The organism is Methylosinus sp. C49, assembly GCF_009936375.1.
In the GTDB taxonomy this organism is placed as follows: domain Bacteria; phylum Pseudomonadota; class Alphaproteobacteria; order Rhizobiales; family Beijerinckiaceae; genus Methylosinus.
Genome location: NZ_AP022332.1, coordinates 1120598 through 1144442, shown reverse-complemented (window position 1 = coordinate 1144442; position 23845 = coordinate 1120598). Strand labels below are relative to the sequence as shown.

At 64.8% G+C, this 23845-nt stretch carries 26 protein-coding genes and 1 tRNA gene; 6 read left to right on the top strand and 21 right to left on the bottom strand.

The window, feature by feature from the left end:
* Window positions 1–28: 28 nt before the first annotated feature.
* A complete protein-coding gene (locus tag GYH34_RS05390; protein ID WP_161912694.1) occupies window positions 29–844 on the top strand; it encodes a hypothetical protein in 816 nt (271 codons plus the stop codon).
* Window positions 845–860: 16 nt separating this feature from the next.
* On the opposite strand, the gene GYH34_RS05385 is transcribed toward GYH34_RS05390, so the two are convergent.
* The 9 genes from GYH34_RS05385 to GYH34_RS05345 form a co-directional block, all read right to left on the bottom strand.
* Complete coding sequence (locus GYH34_RS05385; RefSeq protein ID WP_161912693.1) at window positions 861–2168, bottom strand: HlyC/CorC family transporter; 1308 nt, start codon at window positions 2166–2168, stop codon at window positions 861–863.
* Between the two features lie 4 nt (window positions 2169–2172).
* Window positions 2173–3966 (bottom strand): 3-dehydroquinate synthase, encoded by a 1794-nt coding sequence (gene aroB / locus GYH34_RS05380; RefSeq protein WP_161912692.1) that lies wholly within the window; start codon window positions 3964–3966, stop codon window positions 2173–2175.
* Between the two features lie 47 nt (window positions 3967–4013).
* On the bottom strand, window positions 4014–4718 hold the full coding sequence (locus tag GYH34_RS05375) for an NUDIX hydrolase (protein ID WP_161912691.1): 705 nt from the start codon (window positions 4716–4718) through the stop codon (window positions 4014–4016).
* The gene (locus GYH34_RS05370) at window positions 4715–5620 is read right to left on the bottom strand and encodes a PhzF family phenazine biosynthesis protein (protein ID WP_161912690.1); all 906 of its coding nucleotides are present in this window, start codon (window positions 5618–5620) and stop codon (window positions 4715–4717) included. Before GYH34_RS05370 ends, GYH34_RS05375 begins: the two co-directional genes overlap by 4 nt.
* A gap of 62 nt (window positions 5621–5682) precedes the next feature.
* Window positions 5683–6144: a nuclear transport factor 2 family protein gene (locus GYH34_RS05365; protein WP_161912689.1), complete on the bottom strand. Its 462-nt coding sequence runs from the start codon at window positions 6142–6144 to the stop codon at window positions 5683–5685.
* Window positions 6145–6169: 25 nt separating this feature from the next.
* Complete coding sequence (locus GYH34_RS05360) at window positions 6170–6589, bottom strand: nuclear transport factor 2 family protein (RefSeq protein ID WP_244635282.1); 420 nt, start codon at window positions 6587–6589, stop codon at window positions 6170–6172.
* 196 nt (window positions 6590–6785) lie between these two features.
* Complete coding sequence (gene ilvC, locus GYH34_RS05355) at window positions 6786–7805, bottom strand: ketol-acid reductoisomerase (RefSeq protein WP_161912687.1); 1020 nt, start codon at window positions 7803–7805, stop codon at window positions 6786–6788.
* A 207-nt stretch (window positions 7806–8012) separates the two neighbouring features.
* Complete coding sequence (gene ilvN / locus GYH34_RS05350) at window positions 8013–8564, bottom strand: acetolactate synthase small subunit (RefSeq protein WP_161912686.1); 552 nt, start codon at window positions 8562–8564, stop codon at window positions 8013–8015.
* Between the two features lie 79 nt (window positions 8565–8643).
* Entirely contained in the window at window positions 8644–10416 is a 1773-nt protein-coding gene (locus GYH34_RS05345; RefSeq protein ID WP_161912685.1) for an acetolactate synthase 3 large subunit, read from the bottom strand.
* Between the two features lie 340 nt (window positions 10417–10756).
* Here GYH34_RS05345 and GYH34_RS05340 point away from each other — a divergent pair, with 340 nt between their 5' ends.
* The gene (locus tag GYH34_RS05340; protein ID WP_161912684.1) at window positions 10757–11275 is read left to right on the top strand and encodes a YqhA family protein; all 519 of its coding nucleotides are present in this window, start codon (window positions 10757–10759) and stop codon (window positions 11273–11275) included.
* A gap of 21 nt (window positions 11276–11296) precedes the next feature.
* Here GYH34_RS05340 and GYH34_RS05335 read toward each other — a convergent pair whose 3' ends face one another.
* The 6 genes from GYH34_RS05335 to adh all read right to left on the bottom strand — a co-directional run bounded on the left by GYH34_RS05335 (window position 11297) and on the right by adh (window position 14640).
* Window positions 11297–11596 (bottom strand): zinc ribbon domain-containing protein YjdM, encoded by a 300-nt coding sequence (locus GYH34_RS05335; RefSeq protein WP_161912683.1) that lies wholly within the window; start codon window positions 11594–11596, stop codon window positions 11297–11299.
* Window positions 11597–11719: 123 nt separating this feature from the next.
* Window positions 11720–12145, bottom strand: coding sequence for a hypothetical protein (locus GYH34_RS05330; RefSeq protein WP_161912682.1), 426 nt, complete (start codon window positions 12143–12145; stop codon window positions 11720–11722).
* A 35-nt stretch (window positions 12146–12180) separates the two neighbouring features.
* Entirely contained in the window at window positions 12181–12360 is a 180-nt protein-coding gene (locus GYH34_RS21645) for a hypothetical protein (RefSeq protein ID WP_108917330.1), read from the bottom strand.
* A gap of 127 nt (window positions 12361–12487) precedes the next feature.
* Complete coding sequence (locus tag GYH34_RS05325; RefSeq protein ID WP_348983907.1) at window positions 12488–12784, bottom strand: type II toxin-antitoxin system HicB family antitoxin; 297 nt, start codon at window positions 12782–12784, stop codon at window positions 12488–12490.
* Window positions 12785–12867: 83 nt separating this feature from the next.
* Window positions 12868–12978, bottom strand: a complete 111-nt coding sequence (locus GYH34_RS21880) for a type II toxin-antitoxin system HicA family toxin (protein WP_244635281.1) — start codon at window positions 12976–12978, stop codon at window positions 12868–12870.
* Between the two features lie 144 nt (window positions 12979–13122).
* Complete coding sequence (gene adh / locus GYH34_RS05315) at window positions 13123–14640, bottom strand: aldehyde dehydrogenase (protein WP_161912681.1); 1518 nt, start codon at window positions 14638–14640, stop codon at window positions 13123–13125.
* 11 nt (window positions 14641–14651) lie between these two features.
* Here adh and GYH34_RS05310 point away from each other — a divergent pair, with 11 nt between their 5' ends.
* Together GYH34_RS05310 and GYH34_RS05305 are read left to right on the top strand one after the other, a co-directional pair.
* Window positions 14652–15671: a hypothetical protein gene (locus tag GYH34_RS05310; RefSeq protein WP_161912680.1), complete on the top strand. Its 1020-nt coding sequence runs from the start codon at window positions 14652–14654 to the stop codon at window positions 15669–15671.
* A gap of 1 nt (window position 15672) precedes the next feature.
* A complete protein-coding gene (locus GYH34_RS05305) occupies window positions 15673–15855 on the top strand; it encodes a hypothetical protein (RefSeq protein ID WP_161912679.1) in 183 nt (60 codons plus the stop codon).
* Between the two features lie 12 nt (window positions 15856–15867).
* Here GYH34_RS05305 and GYH34_RS05300 read toward each other — a convergent pair whose 3' ends face one another.
* Window positions 15868–16872 (bottom strand): helix-turn-helix domain-containing protein, encoded by a 1005-nt coding sequence (locus GYH34_RS05300; RefSeq protein ID WP_161912678.1) that lies wholly within the window; start codon window positions 16870–16872, stop codon window positions 15868–15870.
* 417 nt (window positions 16873–17289) lie between these two features.
* Here GYH34_RS05300 and GYH34_RS05295 point away from each other — a divergent pair, with 417 nt between their 5' ends.
* Both GYH34_RS05295 and kdsA read left to right on the top strand, forming a co-directional pair.
* A complete protein-coding gene (locus GYH34_RS05295; protein WP_244635280.1) occupies window positions 17290–18288 on the top strand; it encodes a DUF2778 domain-containing protein in 999 nt (332 codons plus the stop codon).
* Between the two features lie 45 nt (window positions 18289–18333).
* On the top strand, window positions 18334–19182 hold the full coding sequence (gene kdsA / locus GYH34_RS05290) for a 3-deoxy-8-phosphooctulonate synthase (RefSeq protein WP_161912677.1): 849 nt from the start codon (window positions 18334–18336) through the stop codon (window positions 19180–19182).
* A gap of 7 nt (window positions 19183–19189) precedes the next feature.
* Here the strand turns inward: kdsA and queF are convergent, their stop codons facing one another.
* From queF to GYH34_RS05265, 5 genes are all read right to left on the bottom strand, one after another.
* Entirely contained in the window at window positions 19190–19651 is a 462-nt protein-coding gene (gene queF, locus GYH34_RS05285) for a preQ(1) synthase (RefSeq protein ID WP_018267840.1), read from the bottom strand.
* Between the two features lie 32 nt (window positions 19652–19683).
* Entirely contained in the window at window positions 19684–21027 is a 1344-nt protein-coding gene (locus GYH34_RS05280) for a peptide MFS transporter (RefSeq protein ID WP_161912676.1), read from the bottom strand.
* The gene (locus GYH34_RS05275; protein ID WP_161912675.1) at window positions 21024–21602 is read right to left on the bottom strand and encodes a DUF2939 domain-containing protein; all 579 of its coding nucleotides are present in this window, start codon (window positions 21600–21602) and stop codon (window positions 21024–21026) included. The genes GYH34_RS05280 and GYH34_RS05275 overlap by 4 nt, the downstream gene beginning before the upstream one ends.
* Window positions 21603–21712: 110 nt before the next feature.
* On the bottom strand, window positions 21713–23623 hold the full coding sequence (locus tag GYH34_RS05270; RefSeq protein ID WP_161912674.1) for a hypothetical protein: 1911 nt from the start codon (window positions 23621–23623) through the stop codon (window positions 21713–21715).
* Between the two features lie 15 nt (window positions 23624–23638).
* A tRNA-Leu gene (locus GYH34_RS05265) sits at window positions 23639–23723 on the bottom strand.
* Between the last annotated feature and the right edge of the window lie 122 nt (window positions 23724–23845).

Genomic DNA, 23845 nt, shown 5'->3' with positions numbered 1-23845 from the left:
GTCGACGCGCGCATTGGGACGATAGACCATGGAGATCGACCGCGGGGACCGTATCGCCCCGCCGCCTTCGCAGGAAGGAAGCCGCGTCTGGATCGGCGCTCTCGTCGCGATTTTTGCCGCGCTCGGGCTCGCTGTCGTCATCGCGCCGGAACTCGGCGAATTTTTGCGCCGCCAGGCCTATGCGGCGGCGGAAGCCGTCGGCGCGCCGACCCCGGCCGATGAATATGCGCCCGTCTACGCCCGGCTCGAGATGGAGCCTTTGCGGGCCGGCCTCGTCGCCTCGCCCAAAATCTCCGAGCCGCTGGCCAAGCTTCTGCGCGAGCCCTGCGACAAGCGCGCGGTCGCCGCTCTCGCCGAGGCGCTGATCGTCGAAGGAGAGGAACGCGTCGCCGCGCGCGGTTATAGCGGCTTCGCCTCGGCCTGCCCGGACAGCGCGATAGAGAAAGGCCGCGCCGGCGAATTATTCCTTCGCATCGGCGACGCCGAGGGCGCGCTGAAGATCGCGGATGCGCTGATCTCCGAGCAGCCGATCCAGCCGGATTTTCATTATTTGCGCGCGCGGGCGCTCGTCGCCGCCAAGCGCTATGACGCTTCGATCGGCGAATATAAGACGGCGATCGAATTGTTCCACGATCGCGCCAAAGTGCATGAGCGACTGTTCGTCGAGCTGGCCAACGCCTATGTCGCAGTGGGCAAGCCTTGCGACGCGGCCTTCACCCTCTTTGCCTGGATCGCGCTCGATCCCACGCGGCGCGGCACGCCGGGAGCGCGCAAGCGCGTCGAGGAATATGGCGCGCTCGGCTGCCGCAATCTTCCGGCCTTCGACGAGCCGAAGAAATTGTGATGTCGCGGCCGCGCCGTCACTCCGCCTCCTTGGCCTCCGCGGGCGTCACTTTCAGCACGGTGATGCGGTTGCGCATCTTGCGCAGCACCTCGAAGCGGAAATCGTGGAAGTTGAACACCTGCCCCGCCTCGGGAATCGCCGCCGCCTCGTGGATGACGAGGCCGGCGATCGTCGTCGCCTCCTCGTCCGGCAGGCTCCACTCCATCACGCGATTGAGATCGCGCACCGGCACGGCGCCGTCGACGAGCACCGAGCCGTCCTCCTGCGGGCGCACGCCCTGCATGGCGAGATCGTGCTCGTCGCGAATGTCGCCGACGATCTCCTCCAATATGTCCTCGAGCGTGACGAGGCCCATCACCTCGCCATATTCGTCGACGACGAGCGCAAAATGCGTCTTGCGCTTGAGGAAGGCCTCGAGCTGATCCTCGAGCGTCGTCGACTCCGGCACGAACCAGGGCTCGAGCGCGACATCGTCTATGCTGAGCTTGGAAAAATCCGCTCCCGCCGCATCGAGCGCGCGCAGCAAATCCTTGGAGTGGATGACGCCGATGAAATTGTCGGGCCGGTCACGCCAGATCGGCATGCGCGTGAAGGGCGAGGCGAGAACCTCGCGCACGATCTGCTCGGGCGGCAGATCAGCGTCTATCGTGCGCATTTTGGTGCGATGGATCATCACATCGGCGACGTGCAGCACCTGGAGATCGAGCACGCCGCCGAACATGTCGCGCCAATTGCGCTCGACGGTTCCTTCCTCGTGCATAATGTCGACGGCGCTCTTGAGCTCGTCATAGGGCGAGAGCAGCGTGCGGCCATGGCCGATCTCGACGCCGACGAGCTTCAGCACGCCGCGCACGAAGGCCTCCACCGCAAAGAGCAGCGGGCCGAAAACGGCGACGAAGACGCTGATGATGCGGGCGACGCGCAGCGACAGCCGGTCGGGATGGTTGATCGCGACCGTCTTGGGCAGGACTTCGGCGAAGACCAGCAGCAGCACCGTCATGATGATGGTGGCGTAGACGGCGCCGCTCTCGCCGGTGAGATAGACGAGCACGCTGGTGGTGAAGGCCGAGCCGCCGATATTGACCAGAGTGGAGCCGAGCAGCAGCGCCGCGATCATGCGATTGCGCTGGCGCAGCAGGCGATTGACCACCGCCGCGCGGCGGTCGCCCTCCTTCTCCAGCGAGTGCATATGCGCATGGGAGGCGGCCGTCAGCGCCGTCTCGGAGGCGGAGAAGAAGGCCGAGAGAAGCACGCACAGCAAAACCACCAGGGACGCGACCCAGATGTCGACATTCTCGAGGCCAGCCTCCGCTCCGCCATGCATAGGGCTACTCGCGCGCGATTTCGTCTTTGAGGAAGCTGCGCAGCTGATCCACGTCTATGCCCTTGGCGACGAAGGAGCGTCCGATGCCGCGCGCCAGAATGAAGGTGAGCGCGCCTTTCTCGACTTTCTTGTCCTGGAACATGGCGTCGAGCATGGCGTCGGCGTCGTCGCGCCAGCCGGAAATGTCGCGAATGCGAGTCGGCAGGCCGACTCGGGTGAGATGGCGGCCGACCCGCTCGGCGTCCTGCAGGCTGCACAGGCCGAGCCGCGCGGAGAAGCGGAATGCGCTGACGAGGCCGATGGCGACGCCCTCGCCATGGACGAGGCGCTCGCTATCGTAATGGACGAGCCGCTCGAGGGCGTGGCCGAAAGTATGGCCGAGATTGAGCAGAGCGCGATCGCCCTGCTCGGTCTCGTCGCGGGCGACGATCTTGGCCTTGGAGCGGCAGCTCACCGAGATCGCCTCGACGCGCGCGGCGCGGTCGGCGAAGACGGCGGAGGCGTTGTTCTCCAGCCATTCGAAGAAGAAGGCGTCGTCGATGAGGCCGTATTTCACGACCTCGGCGTAGCCGGCGCGGAACTCGCGCAGCGGCAGCGTCGCCAGAGCGTCGACATCGGCCAGCACCAGCGAGGGCTGATAGAAGGCGCCGACGAGATTCTTGCCCTGCGGCGTGTTGATGCCGGTCTTGCCGCCGACGGAAGAGTCGACCTGCGCCAGCAGAGTCGTCGGCACTTGCACGAAGCGCGAGCCGCGCCTGACGCTCGCCGCCGCGAAGCCGGCGAGATCGCCGACCACGCCGCCGCCGAGCGCCAGCACCACATCGCCGCGCTCGATGCGGGCCTCCAAAATCTCCTCGCAAACGCGCTGGAAGACGGGGAAGGATTTGGAGGCTTCGCCCGGCTCGACGATGATCGAGGCGGTGCGTATCCCGGCTTTCTCCAGGCTGTGGCGCAGAACAGGCAGCTGCAGCCGCGCGACATTGGCGTCGGTGACGACGGCGCAGGCGGCGCCCGGCGCGATGCGCGCGAGATGCTCGCCCGCCTGCTCGAGCAGCCCGGCGCCGATGATGATGTCATAGGCGCGGCCGCCGAGCCCCACCTCGACAGTCTGCGGCTCGACGGGGGCGGGCGGCGTTCGTGACGTCATGAATCTGTCGAATCCTCGTGTGGCCGCGCTCTCCGGCGCGCCATGCGCAAAGGCCAGCAGCGCAGCGATGGTCTCCTCGACCATCACCTCATGCGCAACGTCGCGGGAGAGCACGGCGATGTCGGCCTGGCGGTAGACCGGATAGCGCTCGTCCATCAGTCGGCGCAGCACGGCGGCGGGGTCGCTCGTCTGCAGCAGGGGCCGGTCGCCCTTGCGGCGCACGCGGCGCAGCAGCACGTCATGGGCGGCGTCGAACCACAGCGAGACGCCGCGCTCCTTCACCCGCGCGCGGGTGGCCTCGTCCATGAAGGCGCCGCCGCCGGTCGCCAGCACGCAGGGCTCGCCGGCCAGCAGGCGGGCGATGACGCGGCGCTCGCAATCGCGGAAATGCGCCTCGCCATATTTGGCGAAAATATCGGGGATCGACATGCCGGCCGCGGCGGCGACGATCTCGGCGTCGGCGTCCTTGAAGGGCAGGCCGAGTCGCTGCGCCAGGCGTTGGCCGATGGAGGTCTTGCCGGAGCCCATCATGCCGACGAGCACGAGCGAGCGGCCGAGCAGAGCGCCGCGAATGGCGCGCGCGCTGTCCTCGGGCGGAGTCTGTCCGCCCGGCCGCGCCGCATGGCCGCCGATCGCTTGCACTTTGCTCATGAGGTACAATCTACACCGCGCCGCCAGGAAATTCAGCCCCCATTTGCTCATGGGGGCAGCAGCGGCTCGAGAAAACGGCGGATGAAGTGAAGCATTCGTGGCTCGGCGAGGTCTGCCTGCCGCGCGGCCATGCGCACGCCGGCCAGCTCCGGCTTGCTCTGCGCGGCGATAAAGGCGGTCACACGCTCTTCCAGCGTGGCGGCGGAGAGCGAAGATTGCGCGATTCGCATGCAGGCGACGCGCGGCCCGGCGAAGACGATGGTCCATTCGGGCGAAAGCCGCACCTCATGCGCCGCAATGCCGGTCTCCTCCTCCAGCTCGCGGAGCAGATTGGCCTCGAGATCGACGATGCCGTCGCGCAGATCGCTGGGGTCCGGCGTGCCGGCGGGGAAATAGATCGCCCCGGCGGCGGAGTGATCCGCCCCCATCTCGCCGAGCAGAAAGGCGCCGTCCGACGAGCGCAGCGCGGGCATGGAGAAGCAGTTGTGGACGCCGCCGCCCGGAAATCCGAAATCCCGCCATGCGAGAAAGCGCGAGAAGCGCGTCGCGAAGAATTTGACGCCGAGAATCCCATTCTCCCCGCGCGAGACGCCATGGGCGAGCAGCACAGGCCCGTCATAGAGCGAGGGGACGGCGGCGCGGCGCGTGGCCCAATGGGCGTCGATCTCCGCGCCGCGCAGCCGATCGAAGGCCCAATCATGAGGCTCGAGCACGCAATGCAGGGCGGCGGCGATCTCGATCTCGCCGCTCATAATTCCAATTCTCCGCGTTGCATTTCCACCGCATGGCCCGCCACCGTGACGGCGACGAGCCGGCCCGCCTCGATCCGCGAGCCGAGGATGATGCGGGAGGGGCGGCCCATGGCGTAGCCCTGCTCGATGACGAATTCGTGCTCGCCGTCCTCCGGCGCCTCGAAGGCGTGAGCGACGCCGGCGAAGGCCGCTGCGGCCGAGCCCGTGGCCGGGTCCTCGCCTATGCCGACGCCATTGGCGAACATTCGCGCGCAGACCGCGCTCGAAGGCTCCACCGTCTCGCTCGTGTAGAGATAGGCGCCGACCGCCTCGCCCATGACGGTGGGAAAGAGCGCCAGGTCCGGCCGCGCGCGATCCAGCGCCGCGCGGGAGGAGAGCGGAACGAAGAGGAACTCCACCCCGGCCGAGAAGCGTGAAGGACTATGGCGGGCGAAGCCTATGTCCGTCGCCGACAGGCCGAGCGCGCGGGCCAGCGCTTCGGCCGCCGGCGCCGGCGCTCCGGGGATGGGCAGGCGCGGCGCGACGAAGCGCGCGAGAACGGCGCGGGACGCGTCCCTCACCACATCGCAGCGGACGAGGCCGACCTCCTCCTCGAGCGCGATGACGATTCCGTTGCGGGTCAGCATCTCCGGCGCGCGCTGGGTGGCGAGGAGGATCGCCACGCCGATCGTCGGATGGCCGGCGAAGGGCAATTCGCGCAGCGGCGTGAAGATGCGCAGCCGCGCGGTGTTCACCGGGTCGCGCGGCTCCAGCACGAAGACGGTCTCGCTGAGCGCGAACTCGCGCGCGATATTCTGCATCGTCGCAGCGTCGAGACCGTCCGCACCGAGCACGACCGCGAGCGGATTGCCGGCGAAACGATGCGTGGTGAAGACGTCGAGCGTGAAAAAGCGCAATCGCATGGGGAGGACGGAGGCTCGGCTGGGGCCAGAGGGGCGGCGGCCCGCGGGTTAGGGCCAGAGGGTTATGGCCAGGAGGGCTCGCCCTGAATGTTGAGAATGCTGATCGAATCGCGGAACTCGATCAATTCGACGATGAGCCCGTGCTCGAAACGCACGAAATCGGCGAGATCGACGCGTCCCTCGAGGCCGGTGCCGCGATGGCGCCAGCGCACGCTGCGCCGGAGCGCGACGCGGCCGCCGTCGATGACGACATCGTCGATCATCGGCTCCGACTGGCAGAAGTCGACGTTGATGGCGCGCAATATATTGAGCAGCGCGTCGATGCCCGTATGGCGCCCAGCATAGGGGATGCGCGTCTTGTCGCCGACGAACTCGCAGACGACATCCGGCGAGAACAACTTGTGGATCACGCTGAAATCGCCGTTCTCGGCCGGCTGCGAGGCGAGCAGATCGAGGCGGCGACGGATTTCGTCACGTTCCAGCCCCGGGGGGCGATGAGTGAAAAGCTCTTCGATATCGGTCATACGCGCCTCGATTCGCGCTTTCTTCTCAGGGGCGGGGCTCGTCCCTTTCGATGAGCTCGTGGTCGCTGAAGGGATTCCAGCCGTGATAATCGAGATATTCGAACACTTCGACGACCATGCCGTTTCGCCAGGACAGGAAATGCGCCATGTCCATGGTCGCCGTGCGGCCGGAATTGCGATGGCGCCAGGAGTTGCGCCACCGCACCGCCGTCATGGAGCCGTCCACCAAAATGTCCAGCACCTCGCTGCCGAGGGGCTCGTAGTCGACGTCGGTGAGACGAATATTCTCGCGAAACGCCTCGCGGCCGTGAAGGACGCCGGGAAGAAACAAGCCCTCTTTGGTGGCGTGATAGCGAACGATCACGTCCGGCGCAAAATAGCGCAGCATCTCGTCGATCCGGCCCGACATGCGCAGGCGCGTGATCTCGAAGACATTGCGTCTCAATTTGCGACGTTCCTCTTCGTCAGGCGCGTCGATTTTCGGCTGCATCGCGCCTCTCCGTCGCAAGGGCGGCGCCCCGGCCGCTCCTCTCTCGACGTTGCGTTCGATCCGAGCTGAACTTCCCTATGGCGCTCTCCTTCGCACGCTCGACGAGAGCACGATCCAATCGGATCGGATCGTGCGCCCGATCGGAAGCGCTCTAATTGCGGTCCTTGTCGACCAGCCGGTTCTTGCCGATCCATGGCATCATCGCGCGCAGGCGGCCGCCGACCTCCTCGATCGGATGGGCGGCGTTGCGGGCGCGGGTCGCCTTGAAGGATGTCTGGCTCACCTTGTTCTCGAGCATCCAGTCGCGCGTGAACTTGCCGGACTGAATATCCTCGAGCACGCGCTTCATCTCGGCCTTGGTGTCCTTGGTGACGATGCGCGGGCCGGTGACATATTCGCCATATTCGGCCGTGTTGGAGACCGAATAATTCATATTGGCGATGCCGCCCTCATAGATGAGGTCGACGATCAGCTTCACCTCGTGAAGGCACTCGAAATAGGCCATTTCCGGCGCATAGCCGGCCTCGACCAGCGTCTCGAAGCCATTGCGGATCAGTTCGACGAGACCGCCGCAGAGCACGACCTGCTCGCCGAAGAGATCGGTCTCGCATTCCTCGCGGAAGGTGGTCTCGATGATGCCGGCGCGGCCGCCGCCGATCGCCGAAGCGTAGGAGAGGCCGAGCTCGAGCGCATTGCCGGAGGCGTTCTGATGCACGGCGATGAGGCAGGGCACGCCGCCGCCTTTCAGATATTCGCCGCGCACCGTATGGCCCGGACCCTTGGGCGCGACCATGATGACGTCGAGATCCTTGCGCGGCTCGATGAGGTTGAAGTGAATGTTGAGGCCATGGGCGAAGAACAGCGCCGCGCCGGGCTTCAAATTCGGCTCGAGCTCGGCGGCGTAGATCTCGCCCTGCAGCTCGTCCGGGGTCAGCATCATGACGACATCGGCCCATTTGGCGGCCTCGGCCACCTCCATCACCTTGACGCCGGCGCCCTCGGCCTTCTTGGCGGAGGCGGAGCCCTTGCGCAGCGCGACCGCGACCTCGGTGACGCCGGAATCCTTGAGGTTCAGGACATGGGCGTGGCCCTGGCTGCCATAGCCGACCACAGCGACCTTCTTGCCCTTGATCAGATTTATGTCGGCATCCCGATCGTAATAGACGCGCATATTCTCGCTTTCCCCCGCAGGACGACAGTCGGCCGTCGCTAGTCTTCAAGAGCTCCGCAACCGCCGGTCGCGCCGGCGGAGTCGGCTTCCTGATTGATTTTACGTGGCTTTTCTCTCGTCTCGGGAAGAACCGCAGGACGAGAGCGCATTTCGCAGACCTTTCTACGCGTCCAGCGCGCGAAGGTCAAAAATTAAGGATTTGCGCGGTCAGATCGGGTCTGGCCCGCGCGAGATCGCGGCGACCCCCGTCCGCGAGACCTCGACGAGGCCAATCGGGCGCATCAGATCGACGAATTCGTCGATCTTATCGGGCTTTCCGGTCAGCTCGAAGATGAAGCTCTCGGTCGTGGCGTCGACGACGCGGGCGCGGAAGGCCTCGGCCAGCTGCAAAGCGGCGTTGCGCTCCTCGCCCTTGCCGCGCACCTTCACCATGGCCAGCTCGCGCTCCAGCGAGCGGGCGGAGACGGTGAGATCGGTGACCTTGTGGACCGGCACCAGCCGTTCGAGCTGATGCTGAATCTGCTCGATTGTCTCCGGCGTGCCGGAGGTGACGACGGTAATGCGCGAGAGATGCTCGCCATGGGCGACCTCCGCCACCGTCAGGCTCTCGATATTATAGCCGCGGCCCGAGAACAGGCCGACGACACGCGCCAGCACGCCCGGCTCATTGTCGACCAGCACGGCGAGCGTATGCGTCTCCACATTGGAGCGCGACGTCGGCGAGGAATAGGGCGAGGGCGGGGAGAGGGGAGCGTTCATGTGTCCGTTTCCAGCGAATAGCGAGTAGCGAATAGTCGAAAGCGGAGCAGCTCTATTCGCTACTCGCTATTCGCTCGTCTCACACCAGCATCTTGCCCTTTTCGTCGATGATCGAGCCGAGTTCGATTCCGGCGTCGTCGGAGAGATCGGCGAGCAGCATATCGTTATGCGCCTTGCCCGAGGGGATCATCGGGAAGCAATTCTCGCCCTTCTCGACGAGGCAGTCGAAGATCACCGGTCCGTCATAGTCGATCATCTCCTGAATGGCGCGATCGAGATCGGCGGGGTCGGAGCAGCGAATGCCTTTGGCGCCGAAGGCTTCGGCGAGCTTCACGAAATCGGGCAGCGCCTCCGAATAGGAGTGCGAGTAGCGCCCGCCGTGCAGCAGCTCCTGCCACTGGCGCACCATGCCCATATATTCATTGTTGAGGATGAACACCTTGACCGGCAGCCGATATTGGATCGCCGTCGACATTTCCTGAATGTTCATCAGAATGGACGCTTCGCCGGCGATGTCGACGACCAGCGATTTGGGATGTGCGAGCTGCGCGCCGATCGCCGCCGGCAGGCCATAGCCCATGGTGCCGAGCCCGCCGGAGGTCATCCAGCGATTGGGCTCGTCGAAATGATAATGCTGCGCGGCCCACATCTGATGCTGGCCGACCTCGGTGGTGACGTAAGGATCGCGATCCTTGGTCAGCGCATAGAGACGCTGCACGGCGTATTGCGGCTTGATGACCTTGTCCGAGTTGCGGAAGGCCAGAGACTTGCGGTCGCGCCATTCGTCGATTTTCTTCCACCAGGCGTCGAGCGGCTGCTTCTCGGCGTGCATCGCCTCGGCGCGCCAGATGCGCACCATGCTCTCCAGCACATGCCCGCAATCGCCGACGATGGGCAGATCCACCTTCACATTCTTGTTGATCGAGGAGCGATCGATATCGATGTGGATCTTCTTCGAGCCGGGCGAGAAGGCGTCGAGCCTTCCGGTGATGCGGTCGTCGAAACGCGAGCCGACGGCGATCATCAGATCGCAGTCGTGCATGGCGTTATTGGCCTCGAAAGTGCCGTGCATGCCGAGCATTCCGAGCCAATTGGGGCCGGAGCCCGGATAGGCGCCGAGGCCCATCAGCGTGGAGGTGATCGGGAAGCCGGTGAGAGACACCAATTCGCGCAGCAGCGTCGAGGCGGCCGGGCCGGAATTGATGACGCCGCCGCCCGTGTAGAAGATCGGCCGCTTGGCGGCGGCCATCATCTTCACCGCGCGGCGAATGGCGTCGGTGTCGGCGTCGAGCTTGGGCTGATAGGTCTTGTGATGCACATTGCGCGGGCCGGTGTAGGTCCCGGACGCGAATTGCACATCCTTCGGAATGTCGATCACCACCGGCCCCGGCCGCCCGCTGGAGGCGACATAGAAAGCCTCGTGCAGGATGCGCGGCAGATCGGCGATGTTCTTCACCAGATAATTATGCTTGGTGCAGTGGCGGGTGATGCCGACCGTGTCGCATTCCTGAAAAGCGTCGGAGCCGATGAGATGCGTCGGCACTTGGCCGGTGATGCAGACCAGCGGAATGGAGTCCATCAGCGCATCGGTGAGGCCGGTGATGGTGTTGGTGGCGCCGGGGCCGGAGGTGACGAGCAGCACGCCCGGCTTGCCGGAGGAGCGGGCGTAGCCCTCGGCGGCGTGCGCGGCGCCCTGCTCATGGCGCACGAGAATATGCCGCACCTTCTCCTGGTGGAAGAGAACGTCGTAGATCGGAAGGACGGCGCCGCCGGGATAGCCGAAAAGCACTTCGACGCCCTGATCCTTCAGGGCCTCGACCACCATTTCCGCTCCGGTCATCTGCTTCGCCATTCTCTCCAGCTCCGCTTTTCTCGACCCTCGAGACATAGGACCGCGCGGGCGCGCCCCCATAGGCAATAAAAAAGGCCCCCTGGAGGGCCTCGGATAAGCGCCAGCGGCGGAAGCTCGGGTTCAGACCCGCTCCGTCTCCAGCGCCCTGCCTACGAGAAGAATGCCCTTCACGGCCCGCTCCAAGTGAAATACCGAAGCAGACGTTACGGGAGACGACCGCAGGGGTCAAGGCGATTCCGCGGGCAGAAGGGCGATCGGCGCGCGCGCCGGTCTCCTGAGCTTGGCCGGCGCGGCGAATTCGTGTACGGCTCCGTCGCCTCCCCACCAGAACGAGTCCAAGATGAAGCGCTTTTTCGAATCCTTCCTGTTTCTTTCGCGCTGGCTGCTCGCGCCCTTCTTCGTCATGCTGGCGGTGGGGCTCTTGGAGCTGCTCTATAAAGCCGGCGTTCATCTCTTCGAGGCGACGGCGCATCTCGTCACCGCCACCGAATCCAATATGACGCTGCTGGTGCTCGACCTCATCGACATGACGCTCACCGGCGCGCTGGTGGTGACGGTCATGCTGTCGGTCTATGAGAATTTCGTCTCCAAGGTCGATACGGACAGCCAGCCCGGCTGGCCGGACTGGATGGGCTCGATCGATTTCTCCGAGCTGAAGCTGAAGCTGCTCTCGACCATCGTCGCCATCTCGGCGATCAAGCTGCTCGAGGCCTTCATGGATGTGCCGCATATGAATGACCGGGATCTGTATTTCTATCTCGGCATTCATATGGTCTTCGTCGTCTCGACGCTGGCCTTCGCTCTGTCGGAGCGCCTCGCCGGCGGCCATGGAAAAAACCACGACGAGGAGGCGCATTGACGAGCGAGCCGGAAGACCGGCTCAGCGTTTCTTCACGAATTCCGTCCGCAGCACCAGACCTTTGATGGCGTCGTGGCGGCAGTCGATCTCTTGCGGGTCGTCGGTGAGGCGGATCGATTTGATCACCGTGCCCTGCTTCAAGGTCTGATTGGCGCCCTTCACCTTCAGATCCTTGATGAGGATGACCGAGTCGCCGTCGGCGAGCGCATTGCCGGCCGAATCCTTCACGACTTTCGCCTGCGCCGCCGCCGCGGCGAGCTGCGACGCCGGAACCCATTCGCCGCTCGCTTCGTCATAGACATAGTCTTCGTCGTCGGCCACGCGAACCTCTTTTCGATTGAACGCCGCGCGCGAGAGCCGCGCATCGGGATGCGCTCTCTTAGGCGACCGCGTCGCCTCGGCGCAAGGTGGAGCTCTGCGATGCGTTGTCGGGCCGGCCGTCCCTCAGAATCGGCGGCCCGGCGGCGCGGGCGCGCATTTCATCACGGCGATGACGCCGCCATCGTCATATTTCAACGTGCCGGCGGCTATGTCGAGCAGGTTGCGGACATGCTGGTCATGGCATTTGCCGGTCGCGGCGACGCAGACGCGGTCCTGTCCGAAGCTCACCGCATCCTTGTCGACGCTGACCGCATAAGTGACCTTTTGCGTCTCGCTGGAGCCGCTCGCGCCGGAGACATAGGAATCGCCATCGCGATATTCCTCGGCGACGCCGTCTTCCCAAATGAGCTGCACAAAGCGCCGGCCGGTGTCGACGTCGATCGCGACCGTTCGATTGGTGCGTCCGCAATCGAGATGAATTTCCGAGGCGAGGGCGTTCGGCGCGAGCATCAGCGCCAGGGCCGCAAAAGTGTAGGATCTGGCGTTCATTCCATTTTCCGCAATGCGCGCGCGGCGCGGCCTCGTCAATTTCTCGGCAGGGAGGAGCGCATCTCGTCGCAAGCGCGCAATTGCGCCTCGGTCGCGGACCAATAGGAGATTTCGCAAAGCGCCTGATAGCGGCTGGCGACGAAGATCGACCACAGAAAATAGCCGAAACCGGCGACGCCGAGCGCGAGCAGCATGTTGCGACTAAAAGCGTTCATGATCGCCCTTTCGCGCCGATCCGGCGTGACGTCCCCGCTGCCTCGATCCTGGCGCTTGCGCAGGACCGGGTCAAGCGCGTTCCCGCCGACGAGCGTTCGCCCGTCCCCTGGGGAAGAATGTGCTCGCTTATTGCGCGGCGTCGAGTTGTGGCCGCAAGGGGATCAGCGCCACCATGAAGCGTGACAGCTCGCGCGAGACTTCCGGGTCGCGCTTCAGATCGACGAGGCCGCGCGGCGTGGGGATCGGCTGGCCGTGCTCGAGCGCGACATCGACCCACAGCGTCAACGCTTCGACGGCGTTGGCCATCGCCTCGTCGAGACTATCGCCCGCGGAGACGCAGCCGGGCAGATCAGGGAACCAGACCCCGACGGCCTTTCCCTCTTCCTCTTCGACGATGGCGACGTAATGGGTCATCGAGCTCATTCAGTCTCCGGGCCAGCCGGCTGCCTTGTAAATCGTCCAGACGAGACCTTGGCCGAGGTCTTTCTTTGGATGCGGCAGGGGGATTATGCGCCGGTTTTCGGATTTCGAAAGACATGGTGCGATCCCGTGACGCGGACCAACACCCAGCCTTCCTTTTCGAGACGGCGTTTGATGTCGCGGCTATTGGTGAACATGAGGCGCCTTCGAAGATCATCGATGGCGACCTATTGATTACATCGGAACGAATAGAGCAAGTAGCCTTCGGTTTTTACTTAGGTCTTTAATTTGATGGGAGCGGGGCGACCGCAGGGAGGGAAACGGCCGCCCCGGCCGGACGCTCAGAAGAAGCCGAGCTTGTCCGGGCTATAGCTGACCAGCAGATTCTTCGTCTGCTGGTAGTGATCGAGCATCATGCGATGATTCTCGCGGCCGATGCCGGACTGCTTGTAGCCGCCGAAGGCCGCATGCGCCGGATAGGCGTGATAGCAATTGGTCCACACGCGTCCCGCCTGCACGGCGCGGCCGACGCGATAGGCGCGGTTGATGTCGCGGGTCCACACGCCGGCGCCGAGGCCGAAGATCGTGTCATTGGCGATCGCCACCGCCTCTTCATCCGTGTCGAACACCGTCACCGACACGACGGGTCCGAATATCTCCTCCTGGAACACGCGCATCTTGTTGTTGCCGGCGAGCACTGTGGGCTTCACATAATAGCCGCCGGAAAGATCGCCGCCGAGCTCGGCGCGTCCGCCGCCGATCAATATGTCCGCGCCTTCCTTCTGGCCGATGTCGATATAGCCGAGGATCTTCTCCATCTGCTCCTTGGAGGCCTGCGCGCCGATCATCGTCCGCGCGTCGAGCGGGTCGCCTTGCACGATGGCGCCGACGCGCTTCACCGCTTTCTCGATGAATTTGTCATAGATGCTTCGGTGCACCAGAGCGCGGCTCGGGCAGGTGCAGACCTCGCCCTGATTGAGCGCGAACATGGCGAAGCCTTCCAGCGCCTTGTCGAGGAATGCGTCGTCTTCCGCCGCCACATCGGCGAAGAAGATGTTCGGCGATTTGCCGCCGAGCTCCAATGTCGTGGGGATGAGATTGCGCGCGGCATATTCGCCGATCAGCCGTCCCGTGCTGGTCTCGCCGGTGAAGGCGATCTTGGCGATGCGCGGAGAGGAGGCGAGCGGCTTGCCGGCCTCGAGGCCGAAGCCGTTGACGATATTGACGACGCCGGCCGGCAGCAGATCGCCGACGATCTTCGCCCATACGAGTATGGAGGCGGGCGTCTGCTCGGCCGGTTTCAGCACCACGCAATTGCCTGCCGCGATCGCGGGGGCGAGCTTCCACGCCGCCATCAGCAGCGGGAAGTTCCATGGAATGATCTGGCCGACGACGCCGAGCGGCTCGTGAAAATGATAGGCGACCGTGTCGTGGTCGATTTCCGATATGCCGCCTTCCTGCGCGCGGATCGCCGAGGCGAAATAGCGGAAATGATCGATGGCGAGCGGAATGTCGGCGGCCGTCGTCTCGCGGATCGGCTTGCCATTGTCCCAGCTCTCGGCTTCCGCGAGCGCTGCGAGATTTTGCTCCATGCGATCGGCGACGGCGAGGAGAACGCGCGCGCGCGCGCCGACGCTCGCGCGGCCCCAAGCGTCCTTGGCCGCATGGGCGGCGTCGAGCGCGAGCTCTATGTCGGTCGCGTCGGAACGCGGGACCTCGCAGAGAATCTGCCCATTGACCGGAGTCACATTCTCGAAATAGCGGCCGGCGCGCGGAGCGACCCAGCGGCCGCCGATGAAATTCTCATAGCGCGCCTCGAACTTCGGTGTCGTGGAGCGGAGGAATTCGGGCCTCGTCATGACGTTTCCCCTTGGCTGTTTCACGCGCCTTTGCGGCGTCGGGGGAGATCATCCGCCCGCGCGCCGGGCCGCGCCAGAGGGGGAAACGCACGAACGGCCTCGAGGTGTCGCAGATTTGCGACAGTCGGCGGCCCGGACCGTCCCACGACGGCTCCGGCGCCGGTCGCACAGCCGCGCGCCAAAAAAATTCACATTGTTTTGCTCAACTCTTCTCTTTCCCGGGGCGGCGATCGAACACGCGACTCGGCCCGGCCGGGTCGAGAGGAAATATTGGATGGATTTCGGCGCTTATTTCAGAGGAGGCCACAATGCCGTTGAATCCGGGCGAAACCGCGCGATTGCGGAATCTGTGCAATTTGTTTCGCATCGACATTGGTCTCACGGAGGACAATCCTCCGGCGGCCCTGTCCGTGATGACGTGCCTTTATTCCATGCCCGTCATCGTCGATCATTTCGAGCGCCGCCGTTTCGGCAATCAGATCTTGCAGAGCGCCAATGCGCATTTCCCGCCGTCTGAGGCCATGTCGTCGCGGTTCTACGCGCAAATATCCGTCCGAGTGATCGAAATTCAAGAGTTCCGCTCCTGGTATTCGCAGATGTCGCGATCGCCCCAAGAGCTCGTTCGCCTGTATCAGGACATGCGTCGCATCGTCTCCGTGCTGGAGTTCATCGGGATCGGCGCGGGATCGGGCGCGATCGCCGCCGGGATGAAAGAGGCGCTCAAGGCGAAAGGAGCCACCGAGATGGCGAAAGCCGGCGCCAAGACGACCTTGAGCCGCATGTCTGGAAAGGGCGCGATATTCGAGGGAATCGAGGCGCGGTACGGAAAATTTCCGGTGGCGGGCGGATTGGTGCTGTTCGCGATGGTCACTGCGGCCACGGCGCTGTATTTTTCGCTCAAGGAGGAAATGCGCAAGATCAAGATCATCCTCTTGGACAAATTTCAGAATGGTCAAATCAGCAATGATATTCTTTCAAAAGCGTTCACCGAAATAGACCCGAATAGCATCAAAAAATATTGGGAGATGTAATTTGAAAAAAATAGAAATCGACCGCACCATATTCTACATGGGCGCGACGGCGCTGAATTTCGTGTCGTGGGTGCTTCTGTCGGTTTATGCGGACGTGTCGCTCTTGGTGCTGTTTTTGCCGGTTTTTGTTTTCTTTTATGTGCTCGTCAGGCTCTGCGTGCGTTACGTGTTCGAGATGAAATAGCTCTCACCCCGGTCACTGCGACAATCCGAGCCGCCCGAGCTTGCGATGCAGAGTGGCGCGGCTGACGCCGAGCAGTCGCGCGGCGGCGGTCACATTGCCATTGGCGCGGGCGAGGGCGCGGCGAATGGCGCCGCGCTCGGCGTCTTCCAGCTCGCTTCTCTGCGGCTCTCCACTCTGCAGTTCCGTCTCGCCGGCGCCGTTCAGCAGATCGGCGGCCGGCAGCTGCGCCGCTATGCGCGCATCGGTGACGCCGAGCTCGAGCCGCGCCGCGCGCGTCGCGCCGATGACGAGATCGTGCCGATCGACGGCGATCAGCGAGGCGGCGTTTCGATCGGCCTGCGGCGAGAGCAGAATGCGGGCGTCGGCGAAAGCGCGGCGGAAGTTCAGCGCCTCTATCGTGCGCGCGGCGTCGACGACGGCGACGGACAATAGATTGGTCAGCCCCTCGGCCAAGGTCTCGCGGCAGGAGGAGACGTCGAGCGCCGCCGCCAGCCGTCCCAAATGATCGAAGATCGGCGCGGCCGTGCAGCTCAGCCCGGTGTTTTGGGCATGAAAATGCTGGTCGCGATGGATCGTCAGCGCGCGTTCCTCGACGATGCAGGCGCCGATGGCGTTGGTGCCCTGATGCGCCTCGCTCCATTGCGCGCCGGCCAGCAATCCGCGCCGGTCGAAAATCTCGGCGTCGGCGGGGGCGCCGCGCCGCTCCAGCGGAACGCCGCGCGCATCGGCCAATAGAACGCAGCAGCCGAGATCGCCGATTGCGGCGGAGAGCCGCTCCATCACGCTCTGCGCCACGCGCGCCAGCGGCTCCAGCCTTTCGCGCGCTTCACGAAACTCCGTGGCGGTCAGTATGGCGGGCGCGAGGCTCGCCGCCGGATCGAGCTTATGCAGCGTGACGCAGCGGCGCCAGGAGGCGGCGACCGCCGAGCGCGCCGGCGCGGTCTCGTCCGCGACCACCGAGCGCACGCGGTCCAAATGCGAATTGGCCAAATGCGAATTGGCGATGTCTCCGCTCATGCGAAGCTCCCTGTGACGCCGCGACTATAGAGGGAAAGCGCGCCCGGCGCACGCGTCCCTGCGTCGCATTCCGGCCGGCGAGATTATGCGAAGGATTTACGAAAATGTTTACTATATTGCGGCGTAATTCACCTCCATGGTCAGCGAAGCTCGCGTTGGTCGAACCGCAAGGTTCGAGAAGTCGAGCTTGCGAATACTTGCGCTGAAGCTACGTAGCGTGGACAAAAAACCGCCAAATTGTAACTTCAGTTTCTCGAAAATGCTCGGGATCGGAGAGAAGAAGCTTCATTCCGGGCGCGTGTGGCGTAGTCGAGCGGCTCGCTTATAGAGACGCCTCGACAGTGTGCGTAACGGAAGTCCTTCCGAAAGTGGGGGTGGATGCGTAAGAATCCCGGTGAACGATGCTCTTCCAATTCATTGCCTCGCCGTGAAATCTCTCGCCGCATTCTGCTCTCGACTCTTTTTCTCGCCGGCGCCCTCACCGTGGGCGGTCTGGCGGGTCTCGCGATGCGCAGCGCCGAGCAGACGCCCGCGCCGCCCGCGGCCGCCGCGCTCACGATCGTAGACGCCCCCGAGGAGACGACGGCTTCGATCGAGTCGCCCTCTTTCTCCATTCCCTTCGGCGTGCTGGTCGGCGATCTGCGCTCCCATGCGGCGCCCAAGACGGTCGTCGCCGCGCTCGAGACACCGCAATCCCTGCCAGCGCCGGCTCTGGCGCCTGTGGCTGCGCCGACGCCGCCCGCCCGCAAGGATGCGGGCCTCGAGCAGAAGGTCGCGGAAGAGGAACAAGACAACGCGCCGTTGCCGCCGCCGCGTCCCTCCGAATTCGGTCTGCGCGTCCATCTGCCCGTCATCCGCAGCGCGCGAAAGACGGCCTCCGCGCCGGCGGCGGAAGAGGAGAGCAGCCCCTCCTTCTTCGAGAAGGTCTTCGGCCCGCTGCAGCCTACCGGCAAGGCGCTCGCCTATGCGGCGCCGGAGACCGGGCTCTTCGACGGACTGCGCAATGCGACGCGCGGCAATCCGACCACCGCCTATGACAATCAGACCGCCGTCTACGACATCAGCGCGCATACGGTCTATCTGCCGGACGGCACGCGTCTCGAGGCGCATTCGGGCCTCGGCGACAAATTCGACGATCCGCGCTTCGCCCATGTGCGCATGCGCGGCGTCACGCCGCCGCATACTTACGATCTCACCTTCCGCGAGAGCCTGTTCCATGGCGTGCGCGCGATCCGCTTGACGCCGGTCGGCGGCGAGGGCGCGATCTTCGGCCGCGCCGGACTGCTCGCGCATACTTACATGCTCGGCCCGCGTGGCGACTCCAATGGCTGCGTGTCGTTCAAGAATTACGCCGCCTTCCTGCGCGCCTTCGAGCGAGGCGAGATCAAGCGCCTCGTCGTCGTCGGCAAGCTGTGATTCGCCACGCTTCGCGCTCACGTGGGTGAGTGATAGGCTTTGGCGATGACCACCGATTTCTCCACGGTCGCGGTCGGCTCTTCGCGTCGCGTCGCATTCGGCAATCACCTGCCGCTCGCCCTCATCGCCGGCCCCTGCGCGCTGGAGAGCCGCGCGCAGGGCCTCGAGATCGCGCAGGCGCTGGTCGAGCTCGCCGAGCGGCTGAGCACTGGCGTCGTCTTCAAAGCCTCTTTCGACAAGGCCAATCGCAGCTCGGGCGCCTCGGGGCGCGGCCTCGGCCTTGCCGCCTCTCTGCCGATCTTCGCCGAGATCAAGGAGCGCTTCGGCCTGCCCGTCCTCACCGACGTGCATGAGACGACGCAATGCGCGCCTGTCGCCGAAGTGGCGGATATTCTGCAAATCCCCGCCTTCCTCTGCCGGCAGACCGATCTCCTGACTGCGGCGGCGCGGACGGGGCGCGTCGTCAATGTCAAGAAGGGCCAGTTTCTCGCGCCCTGGGACATGCGCCACGCCATAGACAAGCTGCGCGCAGAGGGCGCCGTCGGCGCGCTGGCGACCGAGCGCGGAACCAGCTTCGGCTATAACGCCCTGGTCTCCGACATGCGCTCGCTGCCCATTCTGGCCGAGACGACGGGCGTTCCGGTCATTTTCGACGCCACCCATTCCGTGCAGCAGCCGGGCGGGCGCGGCGCGGCCTCCGGCGGCGAAAGGCGCTTCGTTCCCGTGCTGGCGCGGGCGGCAGTGGCCGTGGGCGTCGCCGGCCTCTTCATCGAGACGCATCCCGATCCCGACAACGCTGTCTCCGACGGGCCGAATATGATCGCGCTGCGCGATTTGCCGCCGCTGATGGAGATGCTTCTCCCCTTCGATCGGCTGGCGAAGACGCTCCGATAAGGCTCGATCACCCCCGCCCGCGATAGGGCGGCACGCCCTGGTCGGGCAGCCAGAGTCCCGCGGGCGGCGCGCCCGTCTGCCAGAAGACGTCGATCGGAATGCCGCCGCGCGGATACCAATAGCCGCCGATGCGCAGCCAGCGCGGGGTCATCGCCGCCACGAGGTCCTTGGCGATGCGGATGGTGCAATCCTCATGGAAGGCGCCGTGATTGCGATAGCTGCCGAGATAGAGCTTCAGCGACTTCGATTCGACGAGCCATTCCATCGGCGCATAGTCGATGACGATATGCGCGAAATCCGGCTGGCCGGTCACGGGGCAGAGCGAGGTGAATTCCGGCGCGGCGAAGCGGACGAGATAGGTCTCGCCCGGATGCGGATTGGCGACGAGGTCGAGCTCGGCCTCTTCGGGCGATTGCGGCAGCGGCGCCTTCTGCCCGAGAAGCGCGGCGCCCTTATGCGTCTTCGTCATGCGCAAAGCTCTTAACCCGACGCGCGCGCGCGTCAATCGGGAATAAGATCGAAGCGAAAGCGACGCGCCAGCTCGATCATCGCGCCCGCGGCGACGGCCGCGCCGGCGATGAGCGCGAAAAAGCCCGCGCCCGAGAGGCTGGACCAGAAGCCGCCGAGCCAGCCGCCGAGAAAATTGCCGGCGAACATTGTGAGGAACCAGGCGCCCATCGCCATGGAGCGCGAGCGCGGCGGCGCGAGACGCGACACCAGCGAGAGCGTGATCGGCGAAAAGCACAATTCGCCGAGCGTGAGCAGGGCGAAATAGGCCGCGAGCCAAAGCCAGCTCGATAGCCCCTCCCCGCGCGTCTCCGCGGCGAAAGCGAGGATGAGATAGGAGAGGCCGAGGCAAAAGCAGCCGAGCGACAGCTTGACGATGGTCGAGGGCTCCCGCCCCGCCGCGGCGAGCCGCGCCCACAGCGCCACCAGCAGCGGCGTGAAGAGGAAAATCATCAGCGGATTGACGGACTGAAACCAGGTGACGGGAATTTCTCCGCGCCAAAACAGGAGATCGACATGGCGGTTCATGAAGCGCTCCGCCCACAGCGCGATGGTGTTGCCCTGCTGCTCATAGGCCGCCCAAAAGAGAATGGCCGGCGGCGCCAGCAGCAGCAGGCCGAGCAGCGCGCGCCCATCGTCGCGCGTCTGAGCTCTTTCGGCGACGGGCGCCGGCGCGGTCTCCATCGGTAGGCTGGGAAGGCCCAAAAGATAGATGGCGAGGCCGATCGCCATGCCGACGCCGGCGCTGGCGAAGCCATAATGCCAGCCCAATGTCTCGCCGATCGTTCCGCTCACCAGCGGCGCGAAGAAGCCGCCGACATTTATGCCGACATAGAAGATCGAGAAGGCGCGATCACGGCGCGGATCTTCTTGCCGATAGAGCCCGCCGACTTGTGTGACGATATTGGGCTTGAAGGCGCCATTGCCGAGCGCCAGCGTGACCAGCGCCAGCAGAAACAGGCCTTCCGACGCCATCATGAAATGGCCGGCCATCATCAGCGCCGCGCCGAGAATCACCGTGTAGCGGCGCCCGAGCCAGCGATCGGCGATTAGGCCGCCGAGAATAGGCGTCAGATAGACGAAGCCGGTGTAGAGCCCGTAGATTTGCGAGGCGAAAGGCTGCGGCGCCAGCGGGCCGAAGAGAAATTCGAGCGCGCGCTTCAAAGCGGCGAGGCCGATGACTCTCTGCGCTCGCTCCGGCGCGAGCAGATGATCGACCATATAGAGGACGAGCAGAGCGCGCATTCCATAATAGGAGAAGCGCTCCCACATCTCGGTCGTAAAGAGAAAGGCGAGGCCCTTCGGATGGCCGAGCAGCTCGGCCGAGCGCGCGCTCACAAAGGCTCGCCGGCGTCCGGCCGCATGATCTTTTTCAGAAGATCCGGCGGGATGCGAATATCGGCGACCTTCCACGTCCAATCCGCGAGCGCGAAGACGATGGCGACGCCATCCTTATGGGTGATGCGGAACCGCGTCGGCGAAAGAAGCTCGAAGCGATGCGCGAAGCGACGCAGATCGAGCTCCTTCGGCTCCTGTCCGCCAGCCTCGCTCCCACCGCCTCCGGCCGCGGGCGTGCGCCGCGCCAGCAGAGCGCCGATTGCGGCGGGCGAGACGAAGCGATCGACCGCCGTGTCGATGAGCGCAGGGCCGATCGCCGCCAGCAGCCCGGCGCCGAGCCGCGCCCCGGCGCTGCGACGCCTATCCGCCTCGTCCAGCGCGCGCGACATGACAATGGCCGAAAGCTGCTCCTTGATGGAGGCGCGCACGGCGGGAAAATCGACATGATCGGAAATGGCCGCGGCGTCGCCCGCTTGCACGCCCGCCTCGAGCTGACGCAGCGAGAGAAAGGCGTAGCCGGCGTAGAGAAGCGCAAGAGCGAGAAGGGCGAAAACGGCGATTAGAGCGCGTCGCATGATCGTTTCCCCGGAAGCCGCCCGAAACAGGGCGGCAGGTCCTCAAAAAATGCGGGTCTCCGCTTCTTGTCCCGTCGGAGCCGGCTTGCAAGCCCCTCCGGCGCGGCCGCTCATCGCGCCACCCAATTCGTTCCGTTGCAAATAGCGAGCGTCTTCGTCGCGCCGCCGCCAGAGATCCTCGCGCCCCATATGGCCGCGCTCGCATCGGTCACATAGGCCACTCTACCGAAAGCGCCGGAATTGCAACTGGGCAGAGAGGCGACTGTCGAGCCGAGCAGCGTCGCCAGCCCCTTCGCCTCGGACGGGCCGTCGGCCGAAGAGCGCGGCCAGAGCCCCGAAAGGTCGATCCCTGTCCCGCGCGAGGAATTGGACGACGGAGACCTGACGCAGCCGGAGACTGCAGACGGCGAAACCTTCACATTGCCGACCGTGTCCTGCGCCACGACGGCGTAATCGTAAATATAAGGCGCGAGGCAATATTGCATGTCGAGATGGATCGTCACATCCGAGGTCGATCCTTCCAGCCGAACGGCGGTCTGTCCGACGAACCCCGAGGAGGCGAAAATCGCGTCTATTTTCAGCCCGCGGACATTATGCGCGAGAATCCCGCCGGCCGAATCATTGGCGATCCATGTCCCTTCCATGTTGATCGAATTCACGCCGGCACCGGCGGCAGCGTCCGCATCGGCAGAGAAAGTGAAGGCGCTGCCGACATGCTTCGGCGAGGACGCCCGCGCATAAATATTGCCGATATTGATATTCTGAATGATCGACCCCGTCCCGGTCGCCGTCGCTTCGACAATTCCGCCATTGACGGGACCGCCCTCCTCGCCGTGGCCGTCGAATTGAGAGCCGGTCTCGATCCATATGTCCGAGATCGCGGCGCCGTTCGAAGCGGCTATCTCCACATTCTTCGCGGAGTAATATCCGACCCACGCATGGAAGCGCAGGCCCGCGACGCCCGTGCGAGCATGATCGGCCTTGATCCATATGTTGCGCGTATAGCTTCCGCCGGTGGAGCAGGACGCCAGCGTCCCACGGCAAGGCGTGCAGTTCATTTGATAAAAATCGGCGTCGCCGACGAATGAGCCGGCGCTCGACGTCGGGTTTATGTTCAGACAATAGGCGCGCGGAGCGGTCGAGAACATTCCGATGCGCCGAAATTCGATCAGGCGCCCATTGCGCCATTCTATGGCGTTGACGAAATTCTCGAAGTCTATGTCGTGAATGCGGTTCTGCTGCGTGGGGTTGAACGACGTCCCATCATCCTTGCCGATGCGCAGAAGGCTCGTCGCCGAATAGGCGGAATTGTTGACGAGCTGGAATTGGCCGACATCGAATGACGCGTTTTGCTCGGAAGCGGACGAAGGGGCGACGAGATCGACGAGCGCCTCGCCCTCGAATGTCTCGGAGGCCATGATTCGCGTGCCGCCGAGCGCCGCCGCGCAACCGGTGAATTGAAGCGGGAACCATGTCACCGGGGAAAGCGCGACCGTCCGGGCGAATGTATAAAATCCGCAGCCGAGATCGACGCCATATTTCGTGTTCCGCGGCGCCAGGACGCCGCGGTGGAGCGCGGCGAATTTCGCGCTGTCGTGCGCGGCCTGGACCGACGCCGCCTGATCGGCGTCCCCCCACCATTCCGGCTTGGGAAAGGCCAGCCCCCTGACGGCGCCGGGGCCGCTGAAAATCTGATACGGGCCGGCGACGATTGTCGCCCCGTCCGCGAAGGTCAGCGCTTTGCGATTCGCGACCCGAAATCCTCCGCCGCGCTCGACGAGCCACATCGTCATGCCGGACAGAGCGAGGTCGCTCGAGACCGCGCATATTCTGTCGATGACGATCGTTCGCCCGGCCGCGGCGGCCGCTGCGAGCGCCGCGTCGTCGCAGGTCGCGCCATAGGCGGAAACGGACGTGATCGCCCTCTGCGCGCCGAGGTCCTCGAAGCGAAGGTCCGTCGCATGCGCCGCCGTGGCGCCCGCGACTGCCGCCGCGCCTGCGAGAGCGAGCGAGCGAGACACTCTGCGAGAGTGAGATGGTGCCCAGGAGAGGACTCGAACCTCCACGGCTTTCACCACTGGTACCTGAAACCAGCGCGTCTACCAATTCCGCCACCTGGGCAACGCGGCTCTCTTACGAGGCGGACGCTCTGCTTGTCAATGGCGCTCGTCACGCTTCGTTCACGCTCGTGCGGCGCATTCCCTTTCCGGCCAAATCGCGCTAGAGCATCCGCCCGAAACGGA